Genomic DNA, 22177 nt, shown 5'->3' on the forward strand with positions numbered 1-22177 from the left:
TCAGAAGTGAAACCTAATAGCGGCGATGGTAGTGTGGGAGGTCCCATGTGAGAGTAGCACACTGCCAGACTCCTATTGAAGAAAAGCCCGTTACGAAAGTAACGGGCTTTTTGCTTTTCTGCATTTGAATATTTCCCTTTCTGATTTACATAGCTGCTCAAAGTAACCGCTAAGAATCATTCTGTCAGATTAAGTAATGATAGTGATCTTTTATACTTTTGATACTTTATAAATACTGGCGCAGTGGTAGAATCTGCCGCAGATGATTAGCATTTGTAGCAACAAATAAAATAATAGCTCAGGTATTAAGGCCATATCGAAGTGGATGTGATTTGGTGAGTCTAATTGTTTATGCCATCTGATCCTAATAATAATAGAACCCGCCATGATGAGGTTTAATATGACAGATATGCCCAAATATGTTCAATCAGGGGATTGGATTTTTGAGGTAAAAGCAGTCCGCGCCATCAAAGTTTCTGAGTATGGTCTACCGTACGATGCTATTGCTAATATAAGTGTGCAAGGCGATGTTGCTTATATAGATGGTCTTATGACAAAGACCGAAGATGACTTTACTAAAAAAGATCAGTACACAATAAGACAGTTTTGCCAAGGCTTAGGTATCAGGCAAGTGAGTTTTGATCGTTTCAAAGATGGAGAGTTAATTAACTACCACTTTGATATCTCTCCTGAGTTTGAACTCAAATTAGTTAAGTAGTTAATATAAAAAAGCCCGCGTTTAGCGGGCTTTTTTATTCTTTTACTAAGTTAGAACTTAGCCACTACTCTGACGTTGTCAGGTACTTTATCTACAGGTACATAGGTGATCACGGATGGATTCTTTGAAACTAAAAGAATTAGCTTATCTATGTTGTCTGTTGATTTAGGTGGCGTACCTTGAGCGGTGAAGATTTGTTTAGCCCAATATGATTTAAGCTGAGCATCAGACTTTTTCAAAACAACTTCTTGGAATTTAGCTCTAGCTGGGTTGCCCTCTCCAAGGTCAACTGCAAGTGCTGGAGCGCCTGAAGGGAAGTTGTTTGTTTTCCCTAAGAAAATGCGAGATATTGCATTTTCATCTAAGGTTTCAGTCATTTCAGTATTAGCAATTACTGCAATACTTTCTGCGTTAGAAAGAGTTGAAGCTAATGTTAACGATATTGTGATAATTGTTTTTGAGATAAAGTTTTTCATTATGCTAACCCTCAATTAGAAGCTTAATTGAGCGCCAACAAAATAGCGGCGACCATTACTGTAATATGAATAAGGACGAGATTTAACTTCGGAGTACTTGTATATCTCTTCATCAGTTAAGTTAAGCCCTTGCAGCACTAATGAAATATTCTCTGTAAGGTTGTAAGAAATACTACCGTCCATTTGACCAAAGCCATCTGTCATTAATTCACTGCCGCGATCGTATCCTTCGAAATATTCAGTGCGGTAGTTATAAGAAACACGTGCACTCAGACTTTCATTTTCAAAATAAAGAGTCGCATTGTAAGTGTGTTCAGAGTTGCCAGGAATTAGAGAGCCATCATCAGCTTCAGCATCTGAGTATGTATAGTTTGCTAGTAGACCCCAGCCTTGCCATAGGTCTTGTTGATAACCAATTTCTAAACCTTGGTTTGTTCCACCTTGACCGTTGGTAGGGAGTAGAATTTCGAAATCTTCAATCTTACCGCTGATTTCATTGTAGTGCTGTTCAATGGTTGTTTCTTCTACGATGTAAGATTCAATATCTTTGTAAAATATTGCCGCTGAGAATAAACCTGTGTCCGCAAAATACCACTCATAGCTAACATCGAATTGGTTGGCTTTAAATGGGTCTAGTTGAGTGTTACCACCACTACCAGTACTTGTTGAGTGATTTAAACTGCGTGCACCGGTAATTTGGATGTACTCTGGACGTGACATCACTTTTGATGCTGCAAAGCGCACTAACATTTCTTCGTTTAAATCATAATTAATGTTAAAGCTTGGTAAGACTTCTGAGTAGTCATTCGTTTCTGAATCAAGAAATTCATCTCCAGCGAGGTTCCAGAATGTGCTTGTCATATCTGTTTGAACATAACGCACACCAACGTTACCTCTGAAGTATTCACCTTCAAAGTTACTCATCGCATAAACGGCTGTAATCTCTTCGTTAATCTCAAAGAAGTCTAGTTTACTTTCCGTTGTTGAGTATAGGTCACGATTAGCGTAGGCCGCTCGTTCAAATGCATCCATGTCAACCAATGGATAGCTAGTGATAGAACCTGACTCTGCTATACCATCCATAAAGTCGCTTGGCAGAGTACCTGCAGGGAATTGGTCTGCTGATAAACCTAAACCAGGAATGTCTGAGCCATTATTGAAGCGTGTAGCCATTTTTGACTGCTCTTTAGTGTGATCACGAAACTTTAAACCAACCTTGATTGTTGTGAACAAGTCATGGTCTAAATAGTATTTGTAATCAACTTGACCGTAAGTTTCATCGTCTTTTTGTGGCTTACTGTCAATTTGAGTCCAGTCTAGCTGGTCGTAAACTGAAGCATTATTAACATCAATGTCAGGGAAACTGACTTGAGGTGCTTTACGTGTAATATCATAGGACTGCCTAGTTTCCGCAACAAACTCTGCAAAGGTATCTTTGGTTGTACCACCTTCAGCTTCTGTGTAACCAAATTGGAAATGCAATTGGTAACTACCTGGGTCATACATGATGTCTAGATCAAATGAGCTTGTCTCACTGTATGAAGTACGCTCGGCGATATCTAATACTGCACCTGTTCTATCTTCTGCGCCGTAATCCCAAGAAACTAGGGTGCCATCTTTAATTACACCGTTACTGGTATCGGCACCATCTGGGTTACGATCAGGGTTAAATTCCCACGTTGGTACTGTTAATAGGTTGTGGTTGGTATTATCAGCATCTAACTTTGAATGTAACGCGTTAAACGTTAATAATAGTGTATCAACCGGCTTGAACTGCGCACTGAACATAAAGCCATTTCTTTCACGTTCCTGCTCAAAGTAAGGTGAACCAATTAAATCGGGTACGTAAGCTTGTGTTCCATTGATATCTCGTTCTGTATAGCCCAATACCTCAAAACCATCACGACGTAGTGTTCTATTTTGCGTAACGATTGAAATCAGGGCTCCGAATGTTTTGTTATCATTGTGCCAAGAGTAGAAACCCGATAATTGAGGATCCCACTCTTCAGACTTTTCTGTATAGGCCATTTGAGCTGAACCTACCATGGTTCCGCTTTCTACAGATAAAGGACGGCGAGTTTTTAGCACTACCGTACCACCGATACTACCTTCATCAATATCAGCTTGAGGGCTTTTGTATACTTCTAACGAAGAAACCATTTCTGAAGCTAGTAGACTGTAGTTGAAGCTTCGTGTTGGGTTATCCAATACAAACCAATCGGCTGTTGCTACATTCTGACCATTTAAAAGTGTGCGGTTAAGACCGGGTGCTGTACCACGGATACTGATCTTTTCACCTTCACCAAAGTCACGTGTAATTGATACACCAGTAACACGCTGTAGTGAGTCAGCGATGTTCTTGTCTGGAAATTTACCTATATCTTCTGCGCTGATACCATCAAGTACCGATTCGCTGTAACGCTTTTGATCTAAGTTAGCCTTTAGTCGAGAGCGAAAGCCTGTTACCTGAATTGTTTCGATTTCTTCCTCTGCAAATAAATCATCGAATAATTCATCGCCTTCCGTTTGGGCTAAGCCCGAGGTGCTCAGTAGTGCGAGCGGTAAAATTACTGCAGTTTTTGACAGCATATTACTCATTTTTCTATCTCTTTTGGAATGTAAAAAAACGCAAACCTATCTTAGTTATGAAGATGGGTTGACCTTATGTTTTTATTTAGTGCTTGTAGTCTGCGCTACTTAATAGCTTGATATTAGTTTAGAAATATTAAAATGCGTCGATATAGCTTCTGGAGGCTGTCGGTTTTTGTGTAACGCGATTTAATTAGCAGAAGTTTACAGTGATAAAACGTGTATGAGTTGGTGGTTTTGTAAAAGTTATTTACTGCTGAAACAATCGTTTACTGATTAGTTCAGCGTTCGAGCGTTTAAACTGCTAATTTATATAGGCAATCTTATTAAATTTTAAAATGAGCCTGAACAATTTATGAATTGGTTTAAAAACTTAAATTTGTTTTCGAAAATTCTAGCCATTATTGGCTTGTCTGTTGCCCTTTTTGTCATCAATATTATTATCAACATCAATGCTATTAATGCCACGCAAAATGAACTTGAAAAACTAGAAACACGCATTTATAGCCTAGTACAAGTTGCTACGGTAAATGATGTACTACTAAAGCGTGCAGATGAACTACTCAGTCAATCGGTTTCCTTTGCTGATGAAGATTTAAAAGTACAGGCAATTGAAGAACTGAATTTACTCAAAGCTAATATTAAAAAAGCAATTAGCTTAGACAGTGAAAATAAGGCTCGCCTTGAAAAAGAACTTAAAATTATTGAGAAATACAAAGCGCTATCAATTGAAATTGTTGATGGCATGTTATCAGGTGATATCGACTTTTCCACTTTGCCAGAACTCGCGAAGAAAAAGTCAGATCTTTTAAAACAAGCAAATGAAGACATTGAGCAGTACCAAAAGCAAGTTCAGGAATTATTTTTGGCAACAATCGAAAATGCCAATGAAAATGGTGATCAGGCCATTATTTTTTCGCTGCAATCTGGTGTGATAATGTTGAGTGCATTAGTCGTTATGGCGCTATACGTTGCTAGAACAATCAGCTTTACTGCCAATAAAGTCGGTGATTCACTCCAACACTTAGGTGATGGAGATGGTAACTTAAATGATAGAATTGAAGTTCAAAGTAACGACGAGTTTGGCAAAATGGCGCTCAACTTTAACCGCTTTATGGATTTACTTTTAAGGTCGGTACAGGGCGTAATGTCTGTTTCTCAGCCTTTGTTAGATACTTCTACACGTCTTATTACCAATACCGACAAGGCAAGAGTGTTAACTGAACAACAGGCTGAATTTGCAGAACAAGCTCAGCAATCAATGACGGATTTACAAACTTCTATAACAGATATTACGGATGCTGCTAATCAGGCAAATCAGGCCGTTACTGAAGCGGAGTCTGAAGCTGATACTGGTCTTGGAGTTGTTGAAAAAACCATTGCTAACTCTCAAACGTTAAATGACCAAATAGAAAATACGTCCAAATCAGTATATCAATTAGCTCAAGATACCGAGAACGTTGCATCAATTGTAGATGTGATCACTTCAATTGCAGAGCAAACTAATTTACTTGCACTTAACGCTGCCATTGAAGCCGCACGGGCAGGTGAGCAAGGTAGAGGCTTTGCTGTTGTTGCTGATGAAGTGAGAACGCTTGCATCAAGAACGGGTGAAGCGACAACTGAGATCAGAGATGTACTCGATAAGCTTAAACTTGCAGCAGGTCAAAGTGTGGATATGATGAAGGAGTCTGAGCTTTTATCTTCAACTAACGAAGAGTTTGCACTTAACACGGGGGGGGCTTTAAAGCTGGTTAAAGAGAAAGTGGCAGCGATGGCACAAATGAATAATCAAATCGCAACAGCTTCAAACGATCAAACTAATTTAGCTGCAAATGTAGTTGAAATCATCAATGACATGTATGAAGCAGAAAAACAAATTCAAACGTCATTTGGCTCACTTGATGAAGTATCAAGGCAGTTACATCAAGCTTCTGATGACTTAATGGAAGCAACGAGTCAATTTAGGTTATAAAACAATAATGGCGGTTTATACCGCCATTTTACTTTCGAGTTAAGTTACCAATTAACTAGCTTTCGCGATTGGGGTTACTTTATCTTCCTTTATTTCTGCTTCTTCGTTCTTTTGCGTTAGACACTCCAAGTCATCTAACTTACCTTTGAAAGCATTGGTAAATTGCTCTTTATTTTCAGCAACTAAACGACCTATGTTTTCTAGCTGGCCTTCGTTTAAACCTTCAACATTGCTACCTATTACATCAGAAACTAACTCTGCAAGTTCTAACATTTTGTCGTATAAATCGGCTTCTTTTTTACTGGTAAACATTTTGCCATCTCGATCGCATTGCCATAAAGCTCTAACACCCATAATTTCACCTAGATAAAGTTAATTTATAATTTACTGTATTTTTATACAGTAAATTATAAATGGCAATTTATCAAGAAAGTATGAAAAAAATTTAGCCTTTAGCTAAATTGAGTTAAAATTTGAAGACTTTTGGGTGGAAATTTTGTTAAATACGCGCTCTGAAATTTTTACCTGTATTCAGGCAAGCTAAAACCAATAAATCTGTAAATACTGTGACTTCTCAAAATAACAAACATGCTACGGCAAATACTGAATCAATGCTTAGGATCTTTACTGTACCTGAAGCGCCTGATTCGACTTTAGGACGCATCGAAAAAGAGATCTCACAGAATTTGAATGGTTTTTTAAATGAGCACATTGTTGCACAAGAAAAGCCGCTTGCAGAAATTGAACAGGACTTTAATGATGCACAAGTGCCTGAAGAGCCTGTTTTTGTTTCTCAACACACGCATTTCTTACTCGATAAACTCGTAGCTCAGTCTGTTCATACCTCTTCTCCTAGGTTTATTGGTCACATGACTTCGGCCTTACCTTATTTTATGTTGCCGTTATCAAAGATAATGATCGCACTGAATCAAAACTTGGTAAAAATTGAAACGTCTAAAGCTTTCACGCCATTGGAACGACAAACGATTGGCATGATGCATAACTTGGTTTATGACGATAAAGAGCAGTTTTATTTAGAGTATATGCATTCTGAACAGCACTCTTTAGGCGCTTTTTGTTCTGGCGGTACGATTGCCAACTTAACTGCTCTATGGGTTGCTAGAAACAACTTATTTAAACCAACTACAGATTTTTCTGGTATCGCTAAAGCGGGTTTATATCGTGCTCTTATGCATTACGGCTACCAAGGAATAGCAATTTTGGTGTCTGAGCGCGGTCATTACTCTTTAAGTAAATCAGCTGATGTTTTAGGGCTTGGTCGAGATGACCTTATTTCTATCCCAACAGATGATTATAACCGTGTAGATGTAAATGCGATGCGCGAAAAAGCGTATCACCTGAAAGAGCAGGGCATTGCAGTATTGGCCATTGTCGGTGTTGCTGGAACTACAGAAACAGGTAACATCGATCCACTTGATGAGATGGCTGATCTTGCTAATGAAATTAACTGTCACTTCCATGTTGATGCGGCTTGGGGGGGGGCGACGCTTTTCTCAAGACGCCATAAAGCATTATTAAAAGGCATTGAAAGAGCTGATTCAGTCACTATAGATGCACACAAACAAATGTATGTTCCTATGGGGGCGGGGTTAGTACTGTTTAAAGAGCCTTCTCTGGCATCTGAAATTGAACATCATGCTGAATATGTACTGCGTCGAGGTTCAAAAGATTTAGGTAGTCATACTCTTGAAGGTTCTCGTCCAGGTATGGCTTTATTGGTTTATGCCAGTATGAACATATTAGGGCGTCAGGGTTTTGAACTATTGATTAATCAGAGTATTTCTCAGGCTCAATATTTTGCTGAGTTAATCTCTGAACAAGCTGATTTTGAGCTGGTCTCTAAACCTGAGTTGTGTTTACTAACTTATCGTTTCGTGCCACCTGAAATCAAAGCCATTCTGCCCACGTTATCGATTGAACTGCGCGAGCAAATTAATGAAATGCTTAATGAACTGACTCGCTTTATTCAAAAGCGTCAGCGTGAGTCTGGTCAATCATTTGTATCGCGTACTCGTATTAATCCAAATGAATACGGTGGGCAAAACATCACGGTATTTCGAGTGGTGTTAGCTAATCCGTTGACGACTAAAGCCATATTAAAAGATGTGTTAGCTGAACAACGCGAATTAGCTAAAGCGAGTACCAAGATAGTGCCCGCTTTGCTTAAGCTTATCGCGAAAGCGAGTTAGCGCGTTTTTTGATACTCTTTTTGGTGTAGCTTTCTGAGATTCACCATATAGTTTGATTCATCCGGTACTTCTAAATTTGGCAAGACTTCTGTAACAAAGTGATCCGGTGCAGGGAGGTCCATTGCCCAGGGTAAGCTGATACTAAACTTCACAAACTTATCCTTTTGGGTAAAAAGGTAAGTGTAAGATTGGTAAGGCGTACCTGATTTCAAGATAATTTTAGTTTGTGCTCTGAGCCCTTCATACAGCTCGCCTTGTCTGAAAAAGCTAAAATCTTCTACTTCGCGGCCAATTCTTTGCTGATAGAGCCCTTGATCGATTGCACTATCGATATCATCCAAGGCGTTATTCATTTCACCCGCCAGAATATTATAAAGATTATCCTGCCAGACATAACTGCGAATGGGGTAGGCAAAAACCAAGATGTTGTCTTTTTCGTAGTACTTATTTGCATAACGCACGCTTGAACCGTACAGAGGCTCATCGTAAATCTTCTGCTCAACAAGTACTAAATTCTTAGTTGTTTTGGGATAAGAGAAGTCAGTCTCATAATTGCTAGGGTCCATCTTAGTGGCTGACTTTTCATCGGTGCTCGCACAGGCACTGAGTAAAATACTCAGACATAGAGCCGTCGCTTTATTTCGCATTTTCCAAACTCCTTTTGGAAATGTTAATTTATTGTTATTTTGCATAAAAATTATCTTAGGTTTAATTTTTAATCACAGCAAGCCGCTTTTATCGTAAGTTTAATTAATTTTATCTATATCTCAGTTATTTAATTCTTTAATTAGCGCTTTTCGCTATAATCATGATAAGAGAACACTATTCCTAATTATTCAAGTTGTTGCTAAATAATGGCTCATTCTAAACCGCTCGCTCCACCTCAATACCACCCTCTACTGGCTGAAAAAATTGCAAAATTTGTTGCCGAACAAGCATTCCCTGTCAGTTATCAAACTCTTTGCTCTAAGTTTGATATTGCTGGACTCTCAGCCCAACAAGAACTTAATGCTTGTTTAGCTGCTCTGGAATCAGAGGGGAGAGTGATGAAGTCTAAGGATGGTTTAGATTATGCGACTGCCGAGCAAATCGGTTTACTGGTTGGAACGGTAATAGGCCACCGGGAAGGTTTTGGCTTTTTCCATCAATCAGGTAAGCGCAATGACTTATTCATTCCTCATCACCAAATGAGCAGTTTGGTGCACGGTGACTTTATTCTTGCTAAACCGGGTAATGTTGATAAAAAAGGCCGACAAGAGGTTAAGCTCGTTAGAGTATTAAAAAGCCGTGAAGAACTCGTTGTTGGGCGCTTCTTTGTCGAACATGGTTTAGCTTTTGTAGTACCAGACGATGGACGCATTGGCCAAGAATTCGTGATTGACGAAGGTAAGCGTCTGGGTGCTCGACATGGGCAGATGGTTGTCATCAAAATGGTCAAACGACCGACAAAACGCTTTGGCCCACAAGCGCATGTTGTTGAAGTACTCGGTGAGCATATGGCCCCAGGTATGGAAATTGACATCGCGCTTCGAAAGTATGATATCCCCCATCAATGGCCAAAAAGGGTGGACAAAGAGTTAACTAAAATCGCTGACGAAGTCCCTGAAGAGGCTAAAGAAGGCCGTGTTGATTTAAGAAAGCTTCCTCTGGTGACCATTGACGGTGAAGATGCTCGAGACTTTGACGATGCCGTTTATTGTGAACGTAAAAAGTCGGGGGGATGGCGCCTTTGGGTCGCTATTGCTGATGTCAGTTACTATGTGCGCAATAATACCGCACTGGATACTGAAGCTGAAAATCGCGCTACTTCTGTCTATTTCCCTGAGCAAGTAATCCCCATGTTGCCAGAGAAACTATCTAACGGTTTGTGTTCACTTAACCCGCATGTCGATCGCCTGTGTATGGTTTGTGAAATGACCGTTAGTGAGGCGGGTAAGTTATCGGGCTATCAATTTTATCCTGCCGTGATGAACTCTCATTGCCGCTTTACCTACACGCAAGTAGGGCGCATTTTAGATGGTGATGACGCGCTAAGAGATAAATACCAAGCTTTTGTGCCAGATCTAGAAAACCTCCATCAAATGTATCAAGCACTAAAAGTGACTCGTGCTGAACGTGGTGCCATTGAATTTGAAACACCTGAGCCAAGGTTTATTTTCAATGCAGAGCGAAAAATTGACAGTATCGAATTAGTGGTACGAAATGATGCGCACAAGCTAATTGAAGAAAGTATGATCTTAGCGAATGTTGCCGCAGCACGTTTTATTGAAAAACACAAAGCTCAAGCTTTATTCCGCGTGCATGAGTCACCTAGTGGTGAGAAGCTCAATCAGTTCATTGGTTTTCTTGCTGAGCTTGGCTTAACAGTCAGTGTTGGCCAAGATATAGAGCCTAAACACTACAAAGCTATTGTTGAACTTATCCAAGGTCGACCTGATCAAGAGTTAATACAAACCATGCTACTTAGGTCGATGAAGCAAGCCGTTTACACTGGTGAAAATGAAGGGCACTTCGGCTTGGCGTTAAATGCTTACTCGCATTTCACGTCACCTATTAGGCGATATCCAGATTTAATATTACACCGCGCTATCAAGTCGATACTTGTTCATCAAAAAGTATGCGATGCTGATATTGGTGAACTTGCTTATCACGCTGATCAAATTGAGCAATTAGGTGAGCATACGTCCATGGCTGAACGTCGTGCTGATGAGGCAACTCGCGACGTGGCAAATTGGCTCAAATGCGAATTTATGCAAGACCATATCGACGCGGTTTACTCTGGTGTTATCTCTGCCGTCACAAACTTTGGCTTCTTTGTTCGCTTAGATGATTTGCATATTGAAGGTTTGGTGCACGTCGCTAATTTAGGAAAAGATTTTTATGTTTATGATGCAGGTAAACAAAGACTGATTGGTGAACGCACACGCAAAGTATTTAAACTAGGTGACGCCTTGGTAATAAAAGTTATGGCCGTTAATCTAGAAGAAAAGAAAATTGATTTTATGCTTGCCGCTGAAGGTGAGTCACCGCAAAGCCCTGTTAGTCGCGCTGAGGTGACGTATACAAAAGACGCTCAGCAAAAAGATAAAACAATCAGTAAGACACAACGTTTGATGGAACAAGAAGGCCAGGCAAAGCCTAAACGTTCCGGAAAATCAAATAGTAAAGATGAAGGCAAAGGAAAGGGGAAATACCAAGGTAAGCGCCGTGGTAAATCCAGTAAGCCTGGTAAGAAAAAAGCGTTAGATAAACAAAAGCGTTCAGATAAATCAGCTCCGAAAGGAAAAGTGAAGCCAAGTAGCAAAAAGCGCAAGCAAAAACGCAGATAACAGAAAACAGTTTTAGAGATTATTGAATGAGTAAAACAGACATTATTTATGGCTTACATGCAACGGAAGCCTTAATTAGTAAAGCGCCAGAACGTTTTATTGAAATCTTTGCTTTGAAAGGGCGAGAGGATGAGCGTATTAATCAAATTATTAATATTGCTCGTCAGCAAGGTATTACCGTTCAGTTTGCTAACCGCAAAGCGTTGGACGATAAGTCTAAAGGCGAGCAACACCAAGGGGTTGTCGCTCGAGTGACAGCTGCTCCGCAACTGAACGAAAAAGATCTGGATGCGATTTTAGAAAGAACGGATAAAGCGCCATTTCTTTTAGTTTTGGACGGTGTCACTGACCCGCATAATATTGGCGCATGTTTGCGTACTGCTGATGCTGCGGGTGTTGATGCGCTGATTGTACCAAAAGACAAATCTGGCTCGTTAACAGGTACAGCGAAAAAGGTAGCATGTGGCGCAGCTGAAACTGTTCCTTTTATCCAAGTAACTAATTTGGCTAGAACGCTAAGAGAGATACAAGAAAAAGGGGTTTGGTTAATTGGCACTGCAGGTGAAGCAACTCAAACATTACACCAAGCTAAATTAACCGGACCAATTGCCTTAGTCATGGGAGCTGAAGGCAAGGGTATGCGTCGGTTAACACGTGAGACATGTGATGAGCTGATTTCTATTCCTATGGCTGGTAGTGTATCTAGCTTGAATGTTTCGGTTGCAACAGGTGTTTGCTTATTTGAGATTGTCCGTCAACGCGGTTAACCAATCATTATTGCGCTTATTGATATACAGAAATAAGCGCAAATAACTTCCTTTTTAGTCATTTCTTTCGTTAATCCGTCATCAAACGATCACTCATTTTTAGTCTCTATCAGTTCCACTCAATTTTCTGGCATGGTGCTATTTATCACCTATAGTTACAGATAGAAGACAAAAAAATAACAGCAAAATGTCTTCTGATGTCGATATCGTTCTTTATACAAAGGAAATACAGATGACAATCACTGCGAAATCTTCCTGTTCTGCCATTGCTTTAATGTGCGTTGCAGCCAATGCTCAGGCTGTAGATATTTACAAAGATGACAAAAACTTAGCTACGTTAACGGGTCATTACCAAGTTCAGTATGTTTCCTCAGACAGTTCGAACGAGATTGTCGATAGTAATTCACGAATCGCATTTGGCTTTAATAAGCACATCCCCAAAGAATGGACTGCGGTTGGATATTTAGAGTTAGGCGTTGAGCTAGCTGAAAACAATAATAGCCTTGTTGTTCAAGGTAATGGTATCAAAGGTTCTTCATCAAAAGATGACAGTGTTTGGCTTAGACAAGGTTATGTCGGTGCGAAACACGAGGATTACGGCAGTATTACCATAGGTAAACAATGGGGTAGTATTTATACTGTTTCTGGCCAAGCTGATATTTGGCATTACCTAGGTGGTGATGCCGCAGGTATATATAACTTAGGTAGTGACGGTGGTTTCTCGGGGACAGGTCGTGCTGAACAAGCGATTCAATACAACAATAAATTTGGCGATTTAGCGCTAAGTCTTCAGTATCAAGCTACTGAAGAAGATATCAGCGTCTACAACCAATTTGGTGAAGAGATCGACGGGGTGAGTGCTTTATATGATGATAGCTTTGGCTTCGGATTAAAGTACAGTTTACCTTGGAATATTACATTGGGCGCAGGTTACAACGAAGCTTACCTTGAATTTGAAGACAGTAATGCTAATCAAACATTTGATGTTGATGATACGTTAACCGCTTTTTCGATTAGTTATGGCTCTGGTAAATCAGACAAGGTTTATGTAGTAGCTATCTTTACTGAAGCAGAGTTTCATGAAATTAACGACCAAAATGGTTTAATGGAAGAGTCTACCGGTCTTGAAGTGTGGGCTAGTTACCGCTTTATGGATGATAAGTTCATGAGTTATGGCGGTTACAATGCTCTCGAAGATGATTCTAGTGGTGAAGATAATAGCTATAAGCGCAGCCATTATCTGTTAGGTCTTGCTTATTATTACGACCCATCATTTTATGTTTTCACCGAAGCGCAGCTCGAAGACGATTCTAAATTTGCTGACGGAAGTACCAATGATCGCGACGATATTTTCGCTTTAGGTATTCGTTACCAATTCTAAATTACCCCAGTTGTAAAACGCCCGCTTGCAGCGGGCGTTTTTTGTTCTGCCTCATCATTGCATATTTTTTGTCAGTCCTGTAAAATCCGCGCCCTTATCAGCTATTCATAGTTCCTTGCCTCCATAGACAGTTTAGCTGAGCTGTTCTCGGGGCTAATTAACCGTAAGGAGCACGTAAATGCGTCATTACGAAATCGTATTTATGGTTCACCCTGATCAGAGTGAACAAGTACCAGGCATGATTGAGCGTTATACTGACGTTATCAAAAATGCAGGTGGCCAAATTCACCGTCTAGAAGACTGGGGCCGTCGTCAACTAGCTTACCCAATCGAGAAGTTACACAAAGCGCACTACGTTTTATTAAACGTTGAAGCGCCTTCTGAAGCTATCGATGAGTTAGAAACTGCTTTCCGTTTCAACGATGCTGTATTACGTAACTTAGTTGTTCGTAACAAAGCCGCTGTAACTGAGCCATCACCAATGGCTAAGAAAGAAGAAGAGCGTTCAGCTCGTCCAGCTCGTCGTGAAGAGTCAGCTCCAAAAGCTGAAGCTAAAGCGGAAGAAGCTGCTGAATAATTAAGTGTTTGATAACACTTTAGTGCTTGCAGGTGTTTTATCTAAGGCGCCCCAACGCACAGTTAGCCCTTCGGGGATACCACATTGTCAGTTTGTACTTGAGCATCGCTCGCAACAAATTGAAGCTAATATGCCTAGACAGGCATGGTGCAGAATCAAAGTGGTAGCCAGTGGAGAAGAGCTAAAACAGCAGACAGATTATTTACAGTTAGGCAGTCAAATTAGAGTGAGCGGGTTTATCTCTCGTGTCGAAAGCCGAAACGGCGTTTCACAACTCGTTTTACATGCCCAACAAATTGACAGAATTGATTAGGAGAAGCCAATGGCTCGTTATTTCAGACGTCGCAAGTTCTGCCGTTTCTCGGCAGAAGGTGTTAGCGAAATCGATTACAAAGATATCGCAACTTTAAAAAACTACGTAACAGAAAGCGGTAAGATTGTTCCTAGCCGTATCACTGGTACAAGTGCTAAGTATCAACGTCAATTAGCTCGCGCTATCAAGCGTGCTCGCTACTTGTCATTGCTACCTTACACTGACTTACACGCCTAATTTTAGGTCCACAATTAGTTTTTTAAGGGTAGTCAAAAATGAATATTATTCTTTTAGACAAAATCGCAAACTTAGGTGGCTTAGGCGATCAAGTTAGCGTTAAAGCAGGTTACGCACGTAACTTTTTATTCCCTCAAAGTAAAGCTGTTCCAGCAACTAAAGAGAACATTGCTCACTTTGAAGCTCAACGCGCAGAATTAGAAGCTAAATTAGCTGAAACTTTAGCTGCTGCTGAAGCACGCGCTGAGAAATTAGCTGCATTAGAAAATGTTACAATCGCATCTAAAGCTGGTGATGAAGGTAAATTATTCGGTTCTATCGGTACTCGCGATATTGCTGATGCCGTTACAGCAGCTGGTGTTGAGTTAGCTAAATCAGAGGTTCGTTTACCTAACGGTGCACTCCGTGAAACAGGTGAATTCGACATCACTGTACAGTTACACACAGATGTAAAAGCAACAATCAAATTAGAAGTTATCGCTGAAGCTTAATATTTGATATTGCGAACCCGATTCAAGACAGAAACCCCGCTTTATGCGGGGTTTTTGTTTTTAAGGCTTTTTATTTCTGAGTTTCCCTTAATTGAGTTTAATTATCGCTATCATTGACTATAATAGATTCTGCTAGTTATTGGTTAAGCAACTGAAATTATTAAAATAAAAGCAGTATTTTTATCTCAGAGACGATTAGACAGGTATGTTAAATTTCTTCAAGCCCACTTCATTCCGACTTCGTATTATCAAAGTCGTGTTACTTGCATGCTTGGCGGCTCTTGTCTTACTGGTTGTCAGTATCAATGCAATTCAAAGTAATCTAACAAAAGATAAGCTGGTCAAAGAGTTAAAAGTTGTTGGTCAGATTATGGGAAACCGTTCGATTGCTGCTTTGATTTTCTTTGATAACCAGGCCGCTTCCATCAACCTAAGAACAGCGCGTTTCCATGACTCTATTGAAGGTCTGTGTTTATACGATACAGATGGCAATTACTTCAGTAGTTACCTAAAACAAAGTAATAAATCTTTGTGTAATGATACCGAAAACACAGTCAGCCAAGCTCAGCTGCAAATGGACGAAGGGTCCATCCATTGGCAGTTACCCATCTATGATGCAGGTGAATACATTGGCCATATTAGTGTTTTTGCCAACACCGACTACTTAAAACAAAGTCAGACTTCACAGTTAATTGCCGCAGGTTTAACCCTTGCAATTGCAATGCTGATTGCTTATTTGTTTGCTGTACGCATGTTATCCACCACGCTTCGACCGCTTGAAGATTTACATGAAACAGCACTCGCTGTGGCAGATGACAGCTTTTCGAAAAAAAGGGCAGAGAAGCACAGTGAAGATGAAATCGGTCACCTAGTTGATAGTTTCAACCTCATGCTTGATAACCTGTCATACGAAAACCAAGCATTGCTTGAATCTGAATCGCGTTTTCGCACGCTTGCTGAGAATGCGCCAATTGGTATTTATATGAAAACCAATGAGCATCAAAAGCTCTATGTAAATAAACGCTGGCGCGAAATAACAGGTCTATCCTCAACTTGCTCAGAAGATAAATATGTTCGCAATATTGAGCTGGAACACCGAGATATTTTTACTAATGCGTGTCGCCGTGTTATCCGAACCGTTTCTCCACAAGTGATTGAATATCAGTTCAACAAAGAAAAAGATAAACAACTTACGCTGATGGAGTATATGGCGCCGTTGGTCGATAATGAAACCAATGACATCAATGGTTATATTGGCTCAATTGTTGATATGACAGAACTTAAAAGTGCGCAAATTGAGCTTGAAAAGCTTGCTTACTATGACCCGCTAACTAACTTACCTAACCGCAGGTTTTTCCGAGATCACCTGCACTTTATGCTACAAGCTGTTAGGAAAAACGATTCTGGCTTGGCGGTGATGATGTTGGATTTAGATCACTTCAAAAAAGTGAACGATTCCCTTGGTCATGATGCTGGTGATGAGTTGCTGATCCAAATTGCAAAATGTATTCGCAATTCAGTATTTGAAGAAGATGTCGTTTCTCGAATGGGCGGTGATGAGTTTATGTTGCTTCTAAACAATAACGATGGTGGTAAAACAGTTGAGGCGATAGCCGAGCGCATTTTAGCTGCTATTAAACAACCCATCTCATTGTTTGATCACGACTTGCAAGTATCTGCATCTATAGGTATCGCGACTTTTCCTGAAGATGCATCATCGGTGGAAGGTTTAATTAAAAATGCCGATATGGCGTTATACAAAGCCAAAGCATCTGGCCGTAACCAGTTTGCCTTTTTCTCTAGTGAATTAGACAGCGCGCTAAAAGAAGCAGTGCGAATTGAGAATAAACTCAAAAATGCGCTGATGAAAAATCAATTCCAAATTTACATTCAACCGCAAATTGCGTTGGCTGATAAATCCGTATTTTGGGGTGAGGCGCTTATCCGCTGGATTGATAAAGATGATGGCTTTATTCCTCCTGATAAGTTTATCCCTGTTGCTGAAGAATCTAATCTCATTGTCGCTATTGGTAATTGGGTGATTAATGAAGTGTGTGAGATTATCTCTACGCACCAAGCTGATTTAAGAGAAATCGGTATTCAAGGTATCGCTATTAACTTATCGGCTAAGCAGTTCTTCTCTAACACCTTAGTCGCGGACATTCACAATATTTTTGATATTCATAATATCGACCCTAGCATGATTGAGTTTGAAATCACTGAGTCGCTGGTCATGGAAGATGCACCTAAAGCTGTTGAGATCATGCGTCAAATTCGAACTTTGGGTTGTCGCTTATCCATTGATGATTTTGGTACTGGTTATTCCTCTTTGGCTTATTTGAAAAAATTCCCAATCAATAGTGTTAAAATCGATCGCAGTTTTATTACCGGTATTCCCGCAGATAAAAATGACGTTGAAATATCTTCTGCTATTTTGGCGATGGCCCACAATCTTGGATTAGAGATTGTTGCTGAAGGCGTAGAAACGACAGAGCACGTCGACTTTTTAGCAAAACACCGATGTGAATATGCTCAAGGTTATTTATTTGCCAAGCCAATGCCTGTGAAAGAATTACTGAAGATTGAATGCGATTTGTATGAAGTCGCTATGAATCAAGAACCCGCTTAGTATTTGAAAGTGAAAAGCTAATATGATCATCCAAAATGAAACTCATGACATCCAAACTGCAACGGGTACCATGAGAACTTACGTTTACCGCCCTGTTGCTGAGGGTAAATATCCTGCCATTATTTTTTACTCTGAAATCTTTCAGCAAACTGCTCCTATAGCAAGAACAGCTGCCATTATGGCTGGTCATGGTTTTGTGGTATTAGTTCCGGAAGTCTTCCACGAATTAAACCCAATAGGCACAGTACTTGCCTACGACGATGCGGGAAAAGACAAAGGAAACCAAGACAAGTGGACTAAACCACTTGAAGATCACGATACTGATACACAGGCAATGGCGGATTTCCTAAAAACACAAAGCTATTACTCAGGTGCTTTGGGTGCAATGGGCGTCTGTATTGGTGGTCACTTGGCGTATCGCGCAGCACTTAACCCGGAAGTAAAGGCTGCTTGTTGTTTATATGCAACAGATATCCACTCTGATACTTTACCTGCTAAAGAAGGTAATAACAGTTTTGCGCGCACCAAAGATATCAAAGCTGAATTAATGATGATTTGGGGCAAGCAAGACCCACATGTACCAGATGAAGGGCGATTTAAGATCCACCACAATCTCATCGACTGTGACGTTAACTTCACTTGGCATGAGTTTAATGCGCAACATGCATTTATGCGTGACGAAGGGGACAGATATGACCCTGCATTAGCATTAGAAGTTTATCGAATGTCGGTTGATTTATTCCATAGAACATTAAGTTAATTATAAAAAAAGGGCCTAAAGGCCCTTTTTTTATAACTGCATTAATTGGCTGTTCGCATCAATACACTGGTTTTTGCCATTGTTCTTAGCTTGATATAACGCCATATCAGCAGCGTTCATCCACTGGCTGTAATCTGCCATTTGTGGGTGGATTGTTGAAATACCTACACTGACACTCAAAGGAGAAGGGCATAAATCGATCAAGTCTATTCTCTCCACAGCTCGGCGTAACTTGTTTGCCAGTTTTAATGTGCATTCAGGTGTAGTGTCTGTTAGCAAAATACCAAATTCTTCTCCACCATATCGGCCTAAAAAGTCGCTCCGGCGAATATTGTCTTTAATTGTACTGGCTACTAACTGCAGGGCTTTATCACCAACTAAGTGGCCGTATTTGTCGTTAATCAGCTTAAAATCATCAAGGTCTAACATGAGAATACTTGAGCAGAGCTTAGCGCGATTGGCCCTTAAAAACTCGGCTTGTACAAGTGATTCCCAGTGTCTGCGATTAAACGTTTGAGTTAAACCGTCAGTCACACTTAAGTGTTTTAGTTTGCGGTTTTGATCCGAAAGTCGAGTAGATAATGAGTGTGTTAAGTACCCCAAAAACAAAGGGTAGACAATGAGCATAGGCAAACACGCATAGATTTGTAACTGGCTAGTGGTATCTGTGATGTTAAAGCCGTAAAGGCCAATACCAAGTGCAATACCACAGGCTTGTGCCACTAAGCCTTTGGAAAAAAGCTTAGGACCGCCAGACGCCAAGTTATCGAAGCTCAACATAGCGACAATAATTGCACTGGGTAGTATGTTAAAGCTGATCACGGGTAGCCACATGGCACCAAAAAAAGAGTCAATAAGAAAGTTATCTAGTTCAGCTTGCCTGGGTTTGGGATGCTTTTGTACACGAAAGTAAGCCAGGTGTGGCCAAATAAAAGCGACGAAAAAGAGTACTGCCCACCAGCTAAAGCTGGCTTGTTGTTCATACAAAGATGAGGCGACACAAATGGAGCCTAAGCCTAAACCTGCGACTCTTGGTAAATACAAGCGCTTTGAAAAGTTGAGCCCTTTTAATCGTTTACTCTCAGGTGAGTTGGGATCGAGAACAGATGAGTGTGGCAAAATAAATAATCCTTTATTATTCTTCCATGGTGCATATTAGACTGATTTAGTGGGTAATATAAAGCACTTAATAGGCAAAAACTTGAACCTAGTTGGCAAAATTAGCTCTATTCAAGATCAAGTTGAAGATTTCATACTATCCTAATCAAGTCGATTTCTTTAGAATAGAAAGTGATTAAACTTATTATTCACCAATCAAAAGGTAATGAATAAAATGAAAGTGTCTTTTGAAGTCGTTCCAAGAACAGAAGAGGCGACTCAGGAACAAATCGATTTTATTAATAAAGCACTCCCTCAGGTCAATACTATTAATATTCCTGATTTACTGCGTTTACCCATTCGCAGCTGGGAAGGTAATCGCTTTATTGATCGTTCAAAGTTTGACTTTATTCCGCACATTCGCGCAATTGATTTCAACCGACCGGAAAAACGTTTACAAAAGCTAATTCACGCGTATGAGTTAGATAAGGTGTTAATTGTGTCGGGCGATCCACCACCGGATATGTCGCACCGAGTTTACGATACTGATGTGATTGACCTAATTAGAGACATCAGAAACGATTTCCCTGATATTGATATTTACTGTGGATTTGACCCATATCGAAGCAGCGTTAAACAAGAAAAAGAATACATCTTTAAAAAGTTTGATGCTGGCTGTGATTATGTACTCTCTCAACCTTTCTTTGATTTGCGTTTGTTAGAAGTTTACTCTGACTTTTTACCACCAGAAAAAACCTTCTGGGGTGTTTCACCTGTAGTGACAGAAAAATCTCAAGCGTATTGGGAAAGAATGAATCACGTTGTTTTTCCAGAAAGCTTTGATTGTTCATATCAATGGAACATCGATTTTACGACACAAGTATTAAAGCACTGTGCTAAAACCGGGTCTCACGTATATTTCATGCCAATTCGCATCGATTTAGAACGCTATTTTGGTCCTGTTTCTAAAGTAATGAGTGATATCATTGTTTAATTAACAGCACTCAACCTCTATCATAAAAAAGCACCTTTACGGGTGCTTTTTTGCTTTTTAAACGCCCGTTATTTTGGGCTGTTAACTTACCATCCTCACTTTTAGCTGCAGTCAAATCATCTAAAGTTCGCATTCAGATAAACGGATAAGTTCAATACTAGGTGTAAACTCAAACATTAAATAAGCAGTTTAGTTACGAAAACTTTACAGCTGTTTGCCAACTTATCCGCTTTTGTTTAAAACATTTTCCACTTTTTATTGTCTAGATTCTGTGTCAATCGTGCATTTTAAATTCACTCAAGTATAATCCGCGGCAAATTATGCCTACTTATTCTTTAAATAGAGCAAGTAATCAGCCGCACAATCATCCTTCATAAAATAAGGCTAACTATGACAAAGCAAACAAACTTACATGCTAAGCACTTAGAAGCTGGCGCTAAAATGGTCGATTTCTTTGGTTGGGATATGCCAATTCGTTATGGCTCTCAAATTGATGAACATAATGCTGTTCGTACCGATGCAGGTATGTTTGATGTTTCTCATATGACAATCGTAGATGCGAAGGGCGAACAAGCTCAAGCGTATTTACGTCATTTATTAGCTAATGATGTGGCTAAATTAACGGTAAAGGGTAAAGCGCTTTATTCAGGCATGCTGAATGAAGAAGGTGGCGTTATTGATGATTTAATCGTTTATTACTTCGCACAAGATGATTACCGTTTAGTTGTAAACTCAGCTACTCGCGAAAAAGACGTAGCTTGGTTAAACAAACAAGCAGAAGGTTTTGACGTTGAATTGACGGTTCGCGATGACTTATCAATGATCGCAGTGCAAGGTCCAAATGCACAAGCAAAAGTACAATCGCTTTTAAACGATAATCAAAAAGCCATCATTGCTGATATGAAACCTTTCTTTGGTCATCAAGCAGAAGAGTTATTCATTGCTACGACTGGCTACACAGGTGAAGCGGGTTACGAAATTATCGTTAGCAACGAACAAGCTGCTGATTTATGGCAACAATTATTAAATATTGACGTACTACCATGTGGCTTAGGTGCACGTGATACTTTACGTCTAGAAGCCGGTATGAACTTATACGGTCAAGATATGGATGAAACGATTCACCCATTAGCGGCAAACATGGGCTGGACAGTTGCATGGGAACCAGCTGATCGTAACTTCGTTGGCCGTCAGGCGTTAGAAGCGATTCGTGAAACTAACGATATGAAACTAGTCGGTTTAGTGATGGAAGCTAAAGGCGTATTGCGTTCTGGCTTAAAAGTAACGTGCGACGCGGGTGAAGGTGTGATCACATCTGGTACTTTCTCACCAACATTAGGTTTCAGTATTGCAATGGCACGTGTTCCAAAAGCGATTGGTGATACTGCTGTTGTTGAAATGCGCAAAAAAGGTGTGGAAGTAAAAGTCGTTAAGCCTAACTTTGTTCGCAACGGTAAATCTGTACTATAGTTTTTGGCAAACCCATTATTAAGCTAGGCTTTTAACTAGAGCCTAGCTTTTTGATTTAATTAGATAAAATTGTTGTTTTTCAAAAAAATTGAGAGTTGTTTCACATTATTACAACCCAATGAATGGCAACATAAGCATTATGTAACTTGAATCACATGGTTTA

General features: G+C 40.0%; 19 protein-coding genes. 14 read left to right on the top strand and 5 right to left on the bottom strand.

The window, feature by feature from the left end:
* Window positions 1-400 precede the first annotated feature (400 nt).
* Window positions 401-718: a hypothetical protein gene (locus tag HR060_RS15910; RefSeq protein ID WP_174201285.1), complete on the top strand. Its 318-nt coding sequence runs from the start codon at window positions 401-403 to the stop codon at window positions 716-718.
* Window positions 719-768: 50 nt separating this feature from the next.
* Here the strand turns inward: HR060_RS15910 and HR060_RS15915 are convergent, their stop codons facing one another.
* Both HR060_RS15915 and HR060_RS15920 read right to left on the bottom strand, forming a co-directional pair.
* On the bottom strand, window positions 769-1194 hold the full coding sequence (locus tag HR060_RS15915) for a phosphate ABC transporter substrate-binding protein (RefSeq protein ID WP_174201286.1): 426 nt from the start codon (window positions 1192-1194) through the stop codon (window positions 769-771).
* A 15-nt stretch (window positions 1195-1209) separates the two neighbouring features.
* Window positions 1210-3792, bottom strand: a complete 2583-nt coding sequence (locus HR060_RS15920) for a TonB-dependent receptor (protein WP_174201287.1) — start codon at window positions 3790-3792, stop codon at window positions 1210-1212.
* A gap of 346 nt (window positions 3793-4138) precedes the next feature.
* Here HR060_RS15920 and HR060_RS15925 point away from each other — a divergent pair, with 346 nt between their 5' ends.
* Window positions 4139-5758 carry a methyl-accepting chemotaxis protein gene (locus HR060_RS15925; protein ID WP_174201288.1) on the top strand — a complete coding sequence of 540 codons (1620 nt, stop codon included), beginning with the start codon at window positions 4139-4141 and terminating at the stop codon, window positions 5756-5758.
* A gap of 51 nt (window positions 5759-5809) precedes the next feature.
* Here the strand turns inward: HR060_RS15925 and HR060_RS15930 are convergent, their stop codons facing one another.
* Entirely contained in the window at window positions 5810-6112 is a 303-nt protein-coding gene (locus HR060_RS15930; protein WP_174201289.1) for a YebG family protein, read from the bottom strand.
* Between the two features lie 212 nt (window positions 6113-6324).
* Between HR060_RS15930 and panP the strand changes: the two genes are divergently transcribed.
* Window positions 6325-7968 (top strand): pyridoxal-dependent aspartate 1-decarboxylase PanP, encoded by a 1644-nt coding sequence (panP, locus tag HR060_RS15935; protein ID WP_174201290.1) that lies wholly within the window; start codon window positions 6325-6327, stop codon window positions 7966-7968.
* Here panP and HR060_RS15940 read toward each other — a convergent pair.
* Window positions 7965-8615, bottom strand: coding sequence for a hypothetical protein (locus HR060_RS15940; protein WP_174201291.1), 651 nt, complete (start codon window positions 8613-8615; stop codon window positions 7965-7967). The genes panP and HR060_RS15940 overlap by 4 nt on opposite strands.
* Before the next feature lie 207 nt (window positions 8616-8822).
* Between HR060_RS15940 and rnr the strand changes: the two genes are divergently transcribed.
* The 9 genes from rnr to HR060_RS15985 all read left to right on the top strand — a co-directional run bounded on the left by rnr (window position 8823) and on the right by HR060_RS15985 (window position 18452).
* A complete protein-coding gene (gene rnr, locus HR060_RS15945; protein WP_174201292.1) occupies window positions 8823-11297 on the top strand; it encodes a ribonuclease R in 2475 nt (824 codons plus the stop codon).
* Between the two features lie 26 nt (window positions 11298-11323).
* Window positions 11324-12064, top strand: a complete 741-nt coding sequence (rlmB, locus tag HR060_RS15950; protein ID WP_174201293.1) for a 23S rRNA (guanosine(2251)-2'-O)-methyltransferase RlmB — start codon at window positions 11324-11326, stop codon at window positions 12062-12064.
* 232 nt (window positions 12065-12296) lie between these two features.
* A complete protein-coding gene (locus tag HR060_RS15955; protein ID WP_174201294.1) occupies window positions 12297-13445 on the top strand; it encodes a porin in 1149 nt (382 codons plus the stop codon).
* Window positions 13446-13623: 178 nt separating this feature from the next.
* Window positions 13624-14022: a 30S ribosomal protein S6 gene (gene rpsF, locus HR060_RS15960; protein WP_174201295.1), complete on the top strand. Its 399-nt coding sequence runs from the start codon at window positions 13624-13626 to the stop codon at window positions 14020-14022.
* A 4-nt stretch (window positions 14023-14026) separates the two neighbouring features.
* Entirely contained in the window at window positions 14027-14335 is a 309-nt protein-coding gene (gene priB / locus HR060_RS15965) for a primosomal replication protein N (RefSeq protein WP_174201296.1), read from the top strand.
* Between the two features lie 9 nt (window positions 14336-14344).
* Complete coding sequence (rpsR, locus tag HR060_RS15970; RefSeq protein ID WP_048694093.1) at window positions 14345-14572, top strand: 30S ribosomal protein S18; 228 nt, start codon at window positions 14345-14347, stop codon at window positions 14570-14572.
* A gap of 38 nt (window positions 14573-14610) precedes the next feature.
* Window positions 14611-15063 (top strand): 50S ribosomal protein L9, encoded by a 453-nt coding sequence (gene rplI / locus HR060_RS15975; RefSeq protein WP_174201297.1) that lies wholly within the window; start codon window positions 14611-14613, stop codon window positions 15061-15063.
* A 205-nt stretch (window positions 15064-15268) separates the two neighbouring features.
* Entirely contained in the window at window positions 15269-17692 is a 2424-nt protein-coding gene (locus HR060_RS15980) for a bifunctional diguanylate cyclase/phosphodiesterase (RefSeq protein WP_174201298.1), read from the top strand.
* Between the two features lie 22 nt (window positions 17693-17714).
* Window positions 17715-18452 (top strand): dienelactone hydrolase family protein, encoded by a 738-nt coding sequence (locus HR060_RS15985; RefSeq protein WP_174201299.1) that lies wholly within the window; start codon window positions 17715-17717, stop codon window positions 18450-18452.
* Between the two features lie 30 nt (window positions 18453-18482).
* Here HR060_RS15985 and HR060_RS15990 read toward each other — a convergent pair whose 3' ends face one another.
* On the bottom strand, window positions 18483-19571 hold the full coding sequence (locus HR060_RS15990) for a diguanylate cyclase (protein WP_174201300.1): 1089 nt from the start codon (window positions 19569-19571) through the stop codon (window positions 18483-18485).
* Between the two features lie 214 nt (window positions 19572-19785).
* Between HR060_RS15990 and HR060_RS15995 the strand changes: the two genes are divergently transcribed.
* On the top strand, window positions 19786-20544 hold the full coding sequence (locus HR060_RS15995) for a methylenetetrahydrofolate reductase (protein WP_174201301.1): 759 nt from the start codon (window positions 19786-19788) through the stop codon (window positions 20542-20544).
* A gap of 390 nt (window positions 20545-20934) precedes the next feature.
* Window positions 20935-22014 carry a glycine cleavage system aminomethyltransferase GcvT gene (gene gcvT, locus HR060_RS16000; RefSeq protein ID WP_174201302.1) on the top strand — a complete coding sequence of 360 codons (1080 nt, stop codon included), beginning with the start codon at window positions 20935-20937 and terminating at the stop codon, window positions 22012-22014.
* Window positions 22015-22177: the final 163 nt, after the last annotated feature.

Source organism: Marinifaba aquimaris (assembly GCF_013328345.1).
GTDB lineage: Bacteria > Pseudomonadota > Gammaproteobacteria > Enterobacterales > Alteromonadaceae > Marinifaba > Marinifaba aquimaris.